Annotated in this window: 12 protein-coding genes; 9 read left to right on the top strand and 3 right to left on the bottom strand. The window is 46.5% G+C overall.

Translation table 11 applies throughout. The features are described from left to right. Positions 1-58: 58 nt before the first annotated feature. From ilvA to queF, 3 genes are read left to right on the top strand one after another with little or no spacing between them, the layout of a single operon-like run. Complete coding sequence (gene ilvA / locus ICN13_RS07120; protein WP_216139702.1) at positions 59-1,579, top strand: threonine ammonia-lyase, biosynthetic; 1,521 nt, start codon at positions 59-61, stop codon at positions 1,577-1,579. 29 nt (positions 1,580-1,608) lie between these two features. Next, entirely contained in the window at positions 1,609-2,520 is a 912-nt protein-coding gene (locus ICN13_RS07115; protein ID WP_216139701.1) for a 5'-nucleotidase, read from the top strand. A 17-nt stretch (positions 2,521-2,537) separates the two neighbouring features. Further along, positions 2,538-3,365: an NADPH-dependent 7-cyano-7-deazaguanine reductase QueF gene (gene queF, locus ICN13_RS07110; RefSeq protein ID WP_216139700.1), complete on the top strand. Its 828-nt coding sequence runs from the start codon at positions 2,538-2,540 to the stop codon at positions 3,363-3,365. A 77-nt stretch (positions 3,366-3,442) separates the two neighbouring features. On the opposite strand, the gene ssb is transcribed toward queF, so the two are convergent. Together ssb and ICN13_RS07100 are read right to left on the bottom strand one after the other, a co-directional pair. Beyond that, positions 3,443-3,898 carry a single-stranded DNA-binding protein gene (gene ssb / locus ICN13_RS07105; protein WP_216139699.1) on the bottom strand — a complete coding sequence of 152 codons (456 nt, stop codon included), beginning with the start codon at positions 3,896-3,898 and terminating at the stop codon, positions 3,443-3,445. A gap of 70 nt (positions 3,899-3,968) precedes the next feature. Next, on the bottom strand, positions 3,969-5,129 hold the full coding sequence (locus ICN13_RS07100) for an MFS transporter (RefSeq protein WP_216139698.1): 1,161 nt from the start codon (positions 5,127-5,129) through the stop codon (positions 3,969-3,971). A 37-nt stretch (positions 5,130-5,166) separates the two neighbouring features. On the opposite strand from ICN13_RS07100, the gene uvrA reads away from it, so the two are divergent. Beyond that, positions 5,167-8,055: an excinuclease ABC subunit UvrA gene (gene uvrA, locus ICN13_RS07095; RefSeq protein WP_216139697.1), complete on the top strand. Its 2,889-nt coding sequence runs from the start codon at positions 5,167-5,169 to the stop codon at positions 8,053-8,055. A 22-nt stretch (positions 8,056-8,077) separates the two neighbouring features. Here uvrA and ICN13_RS07090 read toward each other — a convergent pair whose 3' ends face one another. Beyond that, complete coding sequence (locus ICN13_RS07090) at positions 8,078-10,060, bottom strand: monovalent cation:proton antiporter family protein (RefSeq protein WP_216139696.1); 1,983 nt, start codon at positions 10,058-10,060, stop codon at positions 8,078-8,080. Between the two features lie 11 nt (positions 10,061-10,071). On the opposite strand from ICN13_RS07090, the gene ICN13_RS07085 reads away from it, so the two are divergent. The 5 genes from ICN13_RS07085 to lptB are packed head-to-tail and all read left to right on the top strand — an operon-like array spanning position 10,072 to position 13,637. After that, a complete protein-coding gene (locus ICN13_RS07085) occupies positions 10,072-11,064 on the top strand; it encodes an SIS domain-containing protein (protein ID WP_216139695.1) in 993 nt (330 codons plus the stop codon). 22 nt (positions 11,065-11,086) lie between these two features. Beyond that, positions 11,087-11,659 carry an HAD family hydrolase gene (locus ICN13_RS07080; protein WP_216139694.1) on the top strand — a complete coding sequence of 191 codons (573 nt, stop codon included), beginning with the start codon at positions 11,087-11,089 and terminating at the stop codon, positions 11,657-11,659. Positions 11,660-11,704: 45 nt separating this feature from the next. Continuing rightward, positions 11,705-12,304, top strand: a complete 600-nt coding sequence (gene lptC / locus ICN13_RS07075) for an LPS export ABC transporter periplasmic protein LptC (protein ID WP_255534080.1) — start codon at positions 11,705-11,707, stop codon at positions 12,302-12,304. A 5-nt stretch (positions 12,305-12,309) separates the two neighbouring features. Continuing rightward, positions 12,310-12,873: an LptA/OstA family protein gene (locus tag ICN13_RS07070; RefSeq protein WP_216139692.1), complete on the top strand. Its 564-nt coding sequence runs from the start codon at positions 12,310-12,312 to the stop codon at positions 12,871-12,873. Then, complete coding sequence (gene lptB, locus ICN13_RS07065; RefSeq protein ID WP_216139691.1) at positions 12,870-13,637, top strand: LPS export ABC transporter ATP-binding protein; 768 nt, start codon at positions 12,870-12,872, stop codon at positions 13,635-13,637. The genes ICN13_RS07070 and lptB overlap by 4 nt, the downstream gene beginning before the upstream one ends. Positions 13,638-13,788 lie beyond the last annotated feature (151 nt).

Raw genomic sequence — 13,788 nt, 5'->3', positions numbered from 1 at the left:
AAGGCATAAACCCTTGCAAATTTAAGGGCTTAGGGGCCATCCGTGGTACGCTCATCGGATGGCAACGAACTATTTAAAGAAAATTTTATCGGCTCGCGTCTATGACGTAGCCAGAGAAACCGAGCTCCAGCTCGCTCCCGAACTCACCAAACGTTTGGGCAACCAAGTCCTACTTAAAAGAGAGGATAACCAGCCGGTTTTCTCATTCAAACTGCGTGGTGCCTATAACAAAATGGCCCATTTACCTCCAGAAGCCTTAAAGCGTGGGGTTATTGCAGCCTCCGCAGGCAATCATGCACAGGGCGTCGCCCTCTCTGCAGCCAAAATGAAATGCAAAGCCGTCATCGTGATGCCGGTAACTACCCCGAGCGTCAAAATTGATGCGGTGAAAGCCAGAGGTGGTTCCTGGGTAGAAATCATCTTGCATGGCGAGTCTTACAGCGATGCATTCAAACATTCAGAGCTCTTAGGTAAAAAGCGGGGTCTGACTTTTGTTCACCCCTTTGACGATCCAGATGTGATCGCTGGACAAGGAACAATTGCTCAAGAAATTTTTGCACAGCACCAAGAACCAATCGATGCCGTATTTGTTGCTATTGGCGGCGGCGGCTTGATTGCCGGTATTGGTGAGTATGTGAAAGCAGTAAGTCCAAAGACCAAAGTCATCGGCGTTCAAGCTTCTGACTCCGATGCTATGAATCAATCTCTCAAAGCAGGCAAACGCATTGAGATGAAAGATGTTGGTCTTTTTTCAGACGGCACTGCAGTGAAGTTGGTTGGCAAAGAAACATTTCGTATTTGCAAAAAAGTGGTTGATGAAATCGTCACTGTCGATACCGATGAAATTTGTGCGGCCATTAATGATGTCTTTACTGATACCCGGAGCATCCTTGAACCTGCTGGGGCCTTAGCTATTGCAGGCATGAAGAAGTATGTTGAAATGAAGCGCATTAAAAAGAAAACTTTAGTAGCGGTAGCTTGCGGTGCCAATATGAACTTTAGCCGTCTGCGCTTTGTGGCAGAACGTGCAGACGTTGGCGAGTTCCGTGAAGCAGTATTTGCAGTCAGCATCCCTGAGGAGCGCGGCTCCTTCAAACGATTCTGCGAATTGCTCGGCAAGCGCAATGTCACTGAATTTAACTACCGTATTGGCGACCAGAGTGAAGCGCATATCTTCGTTGGCATCAGCACACAAAAAGCGGGTGATAGCGAAGCAATTGCGAAACATTTCCGTAAGGCGAAGTTTGCAACGATTGATCTCACGCACGATGAATTAGCAAAGTCACACTTACGCCACATGGTTGGGGGTCATTCTGCGCTTGCTAAAGACGAGTTACTTTATCGCTTTGAGTTTCCAGAGCGCCCAGGTGCCCTAATGAAATTCCTCACCAGCATGGCGCCTAACTGGAACATCAGCTTATTCCACTACCGCAACCACGGTGCTGACTATGGTCGCATCCTAGTTGGCATTCAGGTCCCTAAGAATGAGCAGAAAAAATTCCAAACCTTTTTGGCGAAATTGGGTTACCCCCACTGGGATGAGAGTAACAATCCCGCTTATCGCCTTTTCCTGAAATAGAAATAAATTCGTAAGATCTAGTCCATACGATGTCCTACACACTCACCGGAAAACTTGTTGTCGCAATCTCATCGCGCGCCCTGTTTGATTTCGAGGAAGAGAATCGCATCTTTGAATCATCCGATGACAGTGCTTATATGAAATTACAGCTTGAGCGTCTGGGTGAGGCAGCTCAAAAAGGTGTGGCATTCCCCCTGGTGAAGAAACTTTTAGCCTTTAATGAAGAGGGTGAGCAACGCGTAGAAGTAGTTATCCTTTCTCGCAATGATCCCGTCAGCGGTTTGCGTGTGTTCCGCTCTGCTGAGCACCACGGCTTACATCTAGAGCGTGGTGTATTTACAAGAGGTCGCCCTCCCTATCATTACCTACGCTCGCTTCATGCCAATCTTTTCTTGTCTGCTAACGAAGATGATGTGAGAGCAACTATTGATGCAGGCTTCCCAGCAGCAAGGGTATATCCAGAATCCAGCAAAACTGCAGAATCCCATCCAAATGAAATCCGTATTGCATTTGACGGAGATGCAGTTCTATTCTCCGATGAAGCAGAACAAGTCTTTCAGAAAAAAGGGCTTGAGGCTTTTGTCGATCATGAGAGCAAGAAAGTTGATATTCCATTGCCGCCCGGGCCCTTCAAGCCTTTACTGGAAGCACTCCACAGACTACAACGCTCCACTAGTGAAAACGGAATGCGCATTCGTACTGCGTTAGTCACTGCACGCTCTGCGCCAGCACATGAGCGTGCTATTCGAACTCTGATGGCATGGGGCATTGATGTAGATGAAGCAATGTTTTTAGGTGGTTTATCGAAGAGCGAGTTTTTACGAGAATTCGAACCTGACTTTTTCTTCGATGATCAAACTGGCCATTGCCAATCTGCAGCTTCGGTCGCGCCAACAGGCCACGTCGTATCCGGCGTATCCAATAAACCTAAAAACCAGTAATACAGTAAGCAATCTCAATGGCCACACTCCCACTCGGACAATCATCGCAATACCCAGATCAATATGATCCGAGCTTACTATTTCCAATTCCCAGAATTGAGAACCGCAAGAAGTTGGGACTCAAAGAAGATCAGGCTTTACCATTTGTTGGTGTTGATATTTGGAATGCGTTTGAACTTAGTTGGCTCAATAAAAAAGGTAAGCCGCAAATTGCCTTAGCAGAGTTTCAAATTCCTGCGGACTCTCCAAACATGATTGAATCTAAATCCTTCAAGCTTTATCTCAACAGCCTCAATAGCGCGCGCTTTGAGGATGAGAGCGAAGTCAAGGAACGGCTCATTACAGATTTATCAGAAGTTGCAGGTAGCAAAATCACCACTCGCATCAACCCAATTGAAGCAATCTCTAAAAAAGGGATGCAAGAAATGGGCGGCATCTTGATGGATCGTCTTGATATTGAAATTGATCCTCACTCGCCTGCTGACCCAAGCTTATTGGGGGTAAATGAATCCTTTGGCCCAATTGAGCAATGCTTAGTTTCACACCTACTCAAATCAAACTGTCCAGTTACCGGCCAGCCAGACTGGGCAAGCGTGCAAATTCGTTACCAAGGAAGGCCGATTCTAGAAGAAGGTTTGTTGCGCTACCTAATTGGCTTTAGACAGCTAGGTGAGTTTCATGAACATTGCGTTGAAACCATCTTTACTGATATCAAACGTCAATGCAAACCAGAGAAGCTATCTGTGTATGCTCGCTACACAAGAAGAGGTGGTTTAGATATCAATCCATTCCGCACTGATCATAATTCGCCTTGGCCGGAAAATATTCGGCATGCCCGACAATAAAGAAACGAATTCAATTTAGGTAAATAAAAACCCCTTGTAGGAAATCCTAGAAGGGGTTTTTGCTATTACGGTATTGCTTAGAACGGAATATCGTCGTCCATTGCGCCTAATGATGCAGCATTTGAGACTGCCGGAGCGGACTGCTCAGCCGGCTTTGAGCGACTATAGCTCTCGCCACCATCACCACTTCCGCCTACTGGCTTACCACCAAGCATTTGCATAGTTTCTGCAACGATCTCTGTGGAATACTTTTCTTGACCACTGGCGTCAGTCCATTTGCGAGTACGCAAACGACCTTCAACATAAACCTGTGAACCTTTTTTAAGGTATTGACCAGCGATTTCTGCAAGCTTGCCAAAGAAGGCAACACGATGCCATTCTGTGGTTTCTTTCATTTCGCCAGTTTGCTTATCTTTGTAGCGATCAGATGTTGCTACTGAAATGTTTGTAACGGCGTCGCCGCTTGGCATGTAACGCGTTTCTGGATCACGTCCTACGTTACCTACGATGATGACCTTATTTACCGAAGCCATGTTGTCTCCCGAAGAAAAATACTGCTGTTATTACTGCTAAAAACTGCTTACTTGAACTAATTAAATGAAGCTACGGCTGCGTCTTTGCCGGTAATTCGCGCATTGACCAGGCAATTATAAGCCAGCAAACTAAGAGCACGGCACCTGTCATAAAGACCGATAAATCACCGTGGCTATCCATCAAATAGCCTCCAACAGCAGCACCAGCAAATAGGCCGATCGATTGTGTGGTGTTGTAAACACCTAAGGCTGTTCCCTTGGCTTCTTTTGCAAAACGAGATACTAAAGATGGTTGCAAAGCTTCCAGTAAGTTAAATCCCACGAAATAAACTAACAAAGCAATTGCAATTGAAGTAACGGAGGCGCTTCGCGTAAACAAAAATTCAGCAATGAGTAACAATACGATTGAAACAAGCATGGTGGTGCGAAGTTGCTGTTTCTTTTCACCAAAAATCAGAAGGGGAGCCATAAAGAAAAAGGATAGTAAAACTACTGGGAGATAAATTTCCCAATGCGAAGATAAGGGCAGTCCTGCTTGCACTAGTAAATGCGGCACCACCAAGAACATCGCCACCTGGGTTGCATTCAATACAAATACACCAACATTCAAGCGCATCAACTCGGGACGAAAAAATACCTCCTTCAAAGAAGCTTGCTGAACTTGGGCTTCTGGATGAGTGCTTGGCAAAACGTAATACGTCACAACCATTGCTATCACCCCAAGAATCGCCAATACAACAAACATTCCGCTGAGGCTAATCACCCGGTAAATTGGTGCAGCAATCACCAAAGAGAGTGCGAATGAGAGCGCAATACTGCCTCCTACCAAAGCCATAGCCCGCGTACGCACTTGTTCACGCGTAAGATCGGCAACCCATGCAGAAACTGCGGCTGATATCGCTCCAGCCCCCATAACGCCCCGCCCAATGGCAATCCATAACAAATCATCCTTAGCAGCAGAGATCAAAGCGCCGGCAATAAATAAGGAAAGGCCCCATAAAACCACTGGTTTGCGGCCTATTCGGTCAGATAAACGCCCCAAAGGGATATGAAAACAGGCCTGCACAATATTGAATATTCCGAGGGTCAAACCCACTAAAAAGGCCTGTTCACCGCCAGGCAAGCCCCGCGCATGAATGCTGAAGACCGGCAAAAGCAGAAATAGGCCCAGCATACGAAGGCCAAAAATGCCTGCTAAGGCTAGAGTAGAGCGAAGTTCAGAAGGATTCATGGGAAAGAGCTATATTAACAAGTTACGCTAAAAAATCATGAATAACGAAATTAAGATCCGCGGTGCCCGCACCCACAATCTCAAAAACATCAATCTAGATATCCCTAGAGAGAAATTAGTGGTCCTTACCGGCTTATCTGGGTCAGGCAAAAGCTCCTTGGCTTTTGACACCCTATATGCAGAAGGGCAACGTCGCTATGTAGAGTCTCTCTCTGCTTATGCCCGCCAGTTTTTACAACTGATGGAAAAACCGGATGTCGATACGATTGAAGGTTTATCGCCTGCAATCTCGATTGAGCAAAAAGCGACGAGCCATAACCCACGCTCTACGGTAGGGACTGTTACTGAAATTCATGATTACTTGCGTCTCTTATTTGCACGCGCAGGTACACCACATTGCCCAGACCACGATCTTCCACTAGAAGCGCAAAGCGTTTCTCAAATGGTCGATACCGTGCTGTCAATGCCAGAAGATACAAAGTTAATGATTCTTGCTCCTGTCGTGAGCGAGCGTAAAGGTGAATTCGTCGATCTCTTCCAGGACCTTCAGGCACAAGGCTTTGTGCGCTTTCGAGTCCGCTCCGGTGGCGGCACAGCGAATGCCGCAAAAGCAGAAATCTTTGAAGTAGATCAACTGCCAACACTCAAGAAAAACGATAAGCATTCAATTGAAGTAGTAGTAGATCGCATCAAGGTACGTCCAGATATTCAGCAACGTCTTGCAGAGTCATTTGAGACAGCACTGCGCCTCGCGGATGGCAAAGCCATGATTGTCGACATGGACACTGGTAAAGAAATGATTTTCTCAAGCAAATTTGCTTGCCCAGTTTGCTCTTACTCCCTACAAGAGTTAGAACCACGCCTGTTCTCATTTAACAACCCGATGGGCGCTTGCCCATCTTGCGATGGACTTGGTCATCAATCTTTCTTTGATCCTAAGCGCATCGTTGCACACCCCGATTTATCACTGGCTTCTGGCGCAATCAAAGGCTGGGATCGCCGCAATCAGTTCTATTTCAAATTACTGCAAACCCTTGCCAAGCATGGCGGCTTTGATGTTGAGAAGCCATTCGAATCGCTTTCGAAGAAACAACAAGATCTTGTTTTATTAGGCTCCGGTGATGTAACCATTCCTTTTGAGTACATCAATGAGCGCGGCAAAAATAGTATTCGTGAACATGCTTTTGAAGGCATCGTCGCAAACTTTGAACGTCGCTATCGTGAAACTGATTCGATGACTGTGCGCGAAGAACTCTCACGCTACCAAAATGTACAAACATGTCCTGAATGTAATGGCAGCCGCTTACGTAAAGAGGCTCGCTTTGTCAAAGTGGGCGAGAAGAAGCAATCTCGTGCCATTTATGAAATTAGCGCCTTACCACTGAAAGAAGCTAAAGAATATTTTGAAGTGCTCGAACTTAAAGGTGCTAAACGAGAAATCGCTGACAAAATTGTTAAAGAAATTAGTGCACGCCTACGCTTCTTGAACGACGTTGGGCTTGACTACCTTTCTCTAGAGCGTAGCGCTGATACGCTTTCTGGTGGTGAGGCGCAACGTATTCGCCTTGCAAGCCAGATCGGCTCAGGCTTAACTGGTGTCATGTATGTATTGGATGAACCCTCAATTGGCCTGCATCAGCGCGATAACGATCGCTTGATTGGGACACTCAAACATCTGCGCGATTTAGGTAATAGCGTCTTAGTTGTTGAGCATGACGAGGACATGATCCGCGCCTCTGACTGGGTAATTGATATCGGGCCTGGTGCCGGTGTTCATGGCGGTGAGATTGTTGCCCAAGGAACTCCTGCGCAAGTAGAAGCAAATCCGAAGTCATTAACTGGCGCCTATCTTGCTGGCCGTGAGGCGATTGCAGTTCCAGAAAAACGCATTCCAGTAAACGATCGATTCCTAGAAATCATTGGCGCACGTGGTAACAACTTGCAATCAGTACATGCCAAGATTCCGGTTGGACTCTTAACTTGTGTCACTGGTGTATCAGGCTCAGGTAAGTCCACCTTAATTAATGACACCTTGCATCATGCGGTAGCCCAGCATCTCTATGGCTCGAATGCTGAGCCGGCAGCACATGATTCAATGAAGGGTCTGGAGCATTTCGACAAAGTCATTAGCGTTGATCAATCACCGATCGGCAGAACACCTCGCTCAAATCCAGCCACCTATACAGGGCTATTCACGCCAATAAGAGAGCTCTTTGCGGGAGTTCCAGCGTCACGAGAGCGGGGCTATGAAGCTGGTCGGTTCTCCTTCAACGTTAAGGGTGGTCGCTGCGACTCCTGTGAAGGTGATGGCGTACTCAAAGTAGAAATGCATTTCTTACCGGATGTTTATGTACCTTGCGATGTTTGTCATGGCAAACGTTACAACCGTGAAACTTTAGACATTCGTTACAAGGGCAAAAATATTCATGAAGTGCTGTCGATGACCATCGAGCAAGCCCATGAATTTTTCGAAGCCGTTCCCGTTGTTAAGCGCAAACTAAAAACGCTATTAGATGTTGGTTTGGGCTATGTAAAGCTTGGGCAAAGTGCTACCACCCTATCCGGCGGTGAAGCACAACGCGTCAAGCTTTCTCTTGAGCTCTCTAAACGGGATACCGGCAGAACTCTATACATCTTGGATGAGCCGACTACAGGTTTGCATTTCCACGATATTCAACTATTGCTGACAGTGATTCAAACACTAAAAAAACAAGGCAACACAATTGTCATCATCGAGCACAACCTAGATGTGATCAAGACTGCTGACTGGATTATTGACCTGGGCCCTAAGGGCGGAGCAGGTGGCGGACAAATTATTGCCACTGGAACGCCGGAAGATGTTGCCAAAAATGAGGCCAGCTTTACCGGCCACTATTTAGCGCCATTATTGACTCGCAAAACGGTTGCCGCTAAGAAGAAAAAATAAGTCTTGAAGTAAGCGGCTGATCTCAGAGTAACTTAGCTTCGGCTAAATCTGTTGCCTCTGAATTGCCTGAGATCACCAGAATATCGTTTGCCTCAAGTCTTAGCTCGGGGCTGAGGGCTAATTTCACATAATCAGAATTTGCCCCTTTGCGACGCACAGCCTGAACACTGACCCCTTCATTCTCAAGGTCGAGTTCACCCAAAGTTTTGCCAACTGCTTGGGAGTGCGGCAGCAAAGTAATCGAATGTAAGCGCCAAGACTCATTAGATCCAAAATCATCATCAGCTGAGCCTCGGAAATATCCCCTCAACAGGCTATAACGCTCCTCACGTGCAGTAGTAATTCTTCGAACCACTTTGCGCATTGGCACGCCCATAATCAATAACACATGCGATGCAATCATCAGGCTGCCTTCAATGAGCTCAGGAATGACTTCAGTAGCTCCAGCAGCCTGTAATTTCGCAATATCCGCATCGTCTCTAGTACGGACTAATATTGTCATTCCTGGACGTAGATGCTCCACTTGTCTCAGTACTCGCAAACTCGCCGCAGTATCAGCATAGGTAATTACTACAGCTTTTGCTCTAGAGAGACCCGCAGCAATCAAGTAGTTTTCACGACTAGCATCGCCATACACAACGTTATCGCCAGCTGCAGCAGCCTCTTTCACACGATCAGGATCTAAATCCAAGGCAATGTAAGCAATCTTCTCTTGATCAAGCATGCGAGCTAAGCTTTGGCCTGAACGACCAAATCCGCAAATCACTACATGGTTTTCGTTACGCACACTCTTTGCTGCAACACGTGTCAAAGCTAATGATTGCAACAACCATTCATTACTAGAGAAGCGCATCGCAATACGATCACTGTACTCAATTAAGAATGGTGCGCAGAACATGGAAATTAGCATTGCTGCCAATACGGCTTGACTTAAGGTTGGATCAATTAAATCCAAGCCATCAATTTGCGTGAGCAAAACAAAACCGAATTCACCTGCTTGAGCCAAGCACAGTCCAGTTCTAATGGAGATGCCGGTGCTTGAACCAAAGACCTTAGAGAGTAATGCAATTAAGCAAAATTTAAATACCAAGGGGCCAATTAGTAAAGCCAAAACGAGTATCCACTGCTCTTGAATCACTTTGAAATCAAGGAGCATGCCGATCGTTATAAAGAAAAGGCCAAGCAAAACATCACGGAAAGGTTTGACGTCCTCCTCAACCTGATGTCGATAAGGCGTCTCAGAGATCAACATGCCTGCTAAAAAAGCGCCCAATGCTAAAGACAGACCAAAGTGTTCGGTTAACCCTGCCATACCCAGCACAATCAATAAAAGATTGAGCATGAATAGCTCTTGAGAGCGCAACTTAGCAACTAACTTGAACCAATGACTCATGAGTGATTGGCCGATAAAGAAAATCAGCACTAATGCAATCGTGATCTTGACTGATGCAGCAGTAAGCGCAACAAATAAGTCTGTAGGATTTTTTCCAAGTGATGGCAGCAAGATCAAGAGGAAGACCACCGCCAAATCTTGGAACAGCAAAATACCAATCACATTACGACCATGCTCGGTCTCTAGCTCGGCGCGATCAGAAATCAATTTAGTCACGATCGCAGTCGAAGACATTGCAAGTGCCCCACCCAAAGCAATCGCCGCATGCCACGAAATGGGATAAATCCAGTTCATCAGCAGGCCGGCTGGAACCGCCAAGAGCATCGTCAGAATCACTTGGCTGCCACCGAGGCCAAATACGATCTTGCGCATTGCCCTCAGCTTGTGGAGGTTAAATTCCAGGCCAATCGAGAACATTAAGAAAACCACCCCAAATTCAGCCAAATACTTGACTGTGGCCGAGTCATTTGCCAAACCAAAGGCATGTGGGCCAATCAAGACGCCAATCGCCAAATAGCCCAAAATAGGGGGTAAGCCAAAATAGCGGAAAATAACCACTCCGGCCACACCAGAGGCTAAGAGAATGAGAGTTAACTGAAGGACTGACGGCATATACTTACTCGATGATAGCTAAGACTCGTGAACGAACCCTAAAGCTTGCGCGCGACACCCTCACTATTGAGGCTGCTGCACTGCAAACAATGCGCGACCGCCTTGAAGGGGCCAATGCTGATGCCTTGGTCCTTGCAGTTGATCTACTGCATGGTTGCAAAGGCAGAATCGTGGTTTCTGGAATCGGCAAATCCGGGCATATTGCACGCAAAATTGCCGCTACCTTTGCCTCCACTGGCTCCCCTGCTTTTTTTGTTCACCCAGCTGAAGCCAGTCATGGTGATTTAGGAATGGTGACAAGAGACGATGTTTTTGTAGCCCTCTCTAATTCTGGTGAGACTGATGAGCTGTTAACGATCGTCCCTATCGTCAAACGCACCGGAGCAAAGCTCATTGCTTTAACTGGTGCACCGAATTCATCCCTTGCAAAATTAGCCGATGCGCATCTTGACACTAGCGTTGAAAAAGAAGCCTGTCCCCTCAATCTTGCGCCAACTTCTAGCACCACTGCTGCATTAGCAATGGGTGATGCACTAGCAGTTGCTCTTTTGGACGCAAGAGGTTTTGAGGCAGAAGATTTCATTCGCTCACATCCGGGCGGCAGACTTGGTCGCAAGCAACTGATGCATGTAAGCGAAGTCATGCGCAGCTTTGATGACACTCCAAAGATTTCTGTTGAAGCGTCATTGCGAGATGCATTGCTAGAAATGACCTCCAAGCGCATGGGCATGGTGGTTGCCTTAGATAAAGATAAAAAAGTATTTGGCATCTTGACTGATGGCGACCTTCGTCGCTTGCTTGAAAAGAAAACCAATTTGGATGGCATCACCCTGAAGGAAGCCACTACACCTGCCCCCCGCACTATCCCAGCCACTCTTCTTGCAGAAGAGGCGATTGAGATGATGGAAAAACATCGTATCAATCATTTAGTTGTCACCGATACCAATGGACAGCTACTAGGGGCACTCAATCTGCATGACTTGTTCGCAGCAAAAGTAATTTAGTCCTTAATCTAGTTCAATTTTCATGCCCAGCGCCTTTAATCCACACAATACCAATCCACTGACTCAGTATCCCCAAGCTTGGGAACGTGCAAGCAAAGTGAAGTTACTAGTTTTAGATGTCGATGGTGTTTTAACTAACGGGCAAGTGTGGATTGGAGCCGATGGCAAAGAGTCACTTAAAGCTTTTGATATTCAAGATGGCTTAGGCATTAAATTACTAGAACAATGTGGAATACCGACTGCCATCATCACTGGTAGAAATTCCAAAATGGTATTAGCGCGTTGCGAAGAGTTAGGTATCAAACACGTGCACATGGGTGTAGAAAACAAAGCTGTTGCGCTCGATCAGGTTGTTAAGTCATTAGGCCTTGCTTCATCGGATTGCGCCGTCATGGGTGATGACTGGCCAGATTTACAAATGATGAAAAACGCTGGCTTCAAGATTTGTCCTGCACAAGGCCATGAAGCAGTGAAAGATTTTGCCCATTTTGTAACCAGCAATGCTGGTGGAAATAGCGCTGTAAGAGAGGTATGTGATCTCATTCTGAAGGCGCAAAACCGCTATGAAGAACTGCTGAATCAAGCGCGCAAATAAGCAATGCAAGTAAACCCTCGAAAAATCAAACTTGGCATTGGGCGCATGCTGTTACGCCTTATGCCACTTATTTTGATGGGGGTTTTAACGCTAGTGACTTTTTGGCTTGTGCAAAAAAATACGCCTCCCGAAAAATCTACCATTGAGCGTGTGAGACTTCATGAGCCTGATTACACAATCACCAATGGAGCCCTTTCAGCACTCAATGAACTTGGTCTTACCAAATATCGAATTCTCGGCAATAAAGTCATTCACTATGATGATGACGCCTCTATTGATATTTTGGCGCCAAGAATGCGACTCTTCCAGCTAGATAAACCTCCAGTAACTGTCAAATCTGACACCGGGCATCTTGATGGTGATCTCACAATTTTGGATCTGATTGATAACGCATCCATCTTTAGGCCGGCACAAGCAGCAACTGCTACCCAAGCTGCCACCCTGAGAATGCTTGCATCTTCTACCTACTTCAAGGTGCTGATCAATGACGACATTATTGAAACCAATAGACCCATTACGCTTGAGCAGGGCATGTCAACCATGCACTCCAACGAAGGCGGGAAATTTAATAATATTGAGCAAAGCATGATGCTCTTGGGGCAAGTTAAAGGACGTATTGAGCGAGCACCGCGGAGAGCTCAATAGAGATCATGAGAACTGGTTCTGTACTTCGTCCGCTTGGCTCATTGCTTTTTCTATCATTGGGTCTCATAAACTTTAGTCATGCTGAAAAGGCTGACCAAGATAAGCCCGTCATACTCGAGGCTGAAAAAGTTTCAGTAAATGATGTGAAGCAAGTCTACGACCTGAAGGGTCAAGTCCTATTAATTAAGGGAAGCATCATCGTAACTGGTGAGGACGGACATATTGAAGTAGATCCCGAAGGCTATGAATTTGTCGATGTGAATGGGGCTCCTAATAAGACCGCCAGCTTTAGACAACGTCGCGAAGGGCCTGCAGATGAATTCATGCAAGGCTTAGCATCCAATGTTATCTACAACGCTAAAACTGAAGTGCTTACATTAACTGGCGATGCTAGCCTTAAGCGTTTACTCAATATGCAAATGATTGACCAATTGCGCGGCTGGAAAATTGAGTACGACGATGTAAAGCAGTACTATCGGGTTACACCTCCTAAAGATGCGCAGCCGGATGATCTGCCCTTAGCGAGAGCAATCCTTTCACCAAGACGAAAAGCCACATTAGAGAAATGACAACGGATTTAGCTCAAACCAATAGCCCAGCAACCCTAAGTGCACAACACTTACAAAAACGTTACGGTTCTCGGACGGTTGTTCGAGATGTTTCTGTGCAGGTGAAATGCGGCGAAGTGGTCGGCTTGCTTGGACCAAACGGTGCCGGTAAAACAACCTCGTTTTACATGATTGTTGGCTTGGTTCCGCTTGACGGCGGGAATATTATTTTGGATGGCGCGGACATTACGCATTTACCGATCCATGAACGTGCTCGCATGGGCTTGTCCTACCTTCCGCAAGAAGCTTCGGTTTTCAGAAAATTAAATGTTGCTGAAAATATTCAGGCTGTCCTTGAGCTGCAAGTACAAGGTGGCAAACCGCTAACGAAAGCTGAAATCGCAAACCGCCTCGATGAACTCTTGGGCGAACTGCAAATCAGCCATCTTCGAAATAATCCAGCCCTTTCACTGTCCGGTGGCGAACGTCGCAGAGTTGAGATTGCGAGAGCCTTAGCCTCCCAACCCAAATTCATCTTGTTAGATGAGCCGTTTGCTGGCGTTGACCCTATTGCCGTTGGGGAGATTCAGCGCATTGTGCGCTTCTTGAGAGACCGTCAAATCGGGGTTCTCATCACAGACCATAACGTTCGGGAAACCCTAGGTATATGCGACCACGCCTACATCATTAGCGAAGGTAGCGTTCTGGCTGAAGGTAAGCCTGACCAAATCATCGAAAACGACGCCGTACGTAGGGTCTATCTAGGCGAAAACTTCAGGATGTAAGCTGGGCGGCCTTCTAGGCCGTGTAAGTAATAAAAATGTCTCCCGCCTCTTGGTTTTCGGCAAATTCGCTGATACGCTGGAGGTTCATGAAGGTCCTTTCCAAAAATACTGCTCAAACGATTTCAGGGGCTTGCTGCGCACCCCAGGCACG

Source organism: Polynucleobacter sp. MWH-Berg-3C6, from assembly GCF_018881855.1.
Classification (GTDB): Bacteria; Pseudomonadota; Gammaproteobacteria; order Burkholderiales; family Burkholderiaceae; genus Polynucleobacter.
This window is presented reverse-complemented; position numbering and strand designations above follow the sequence as displayed.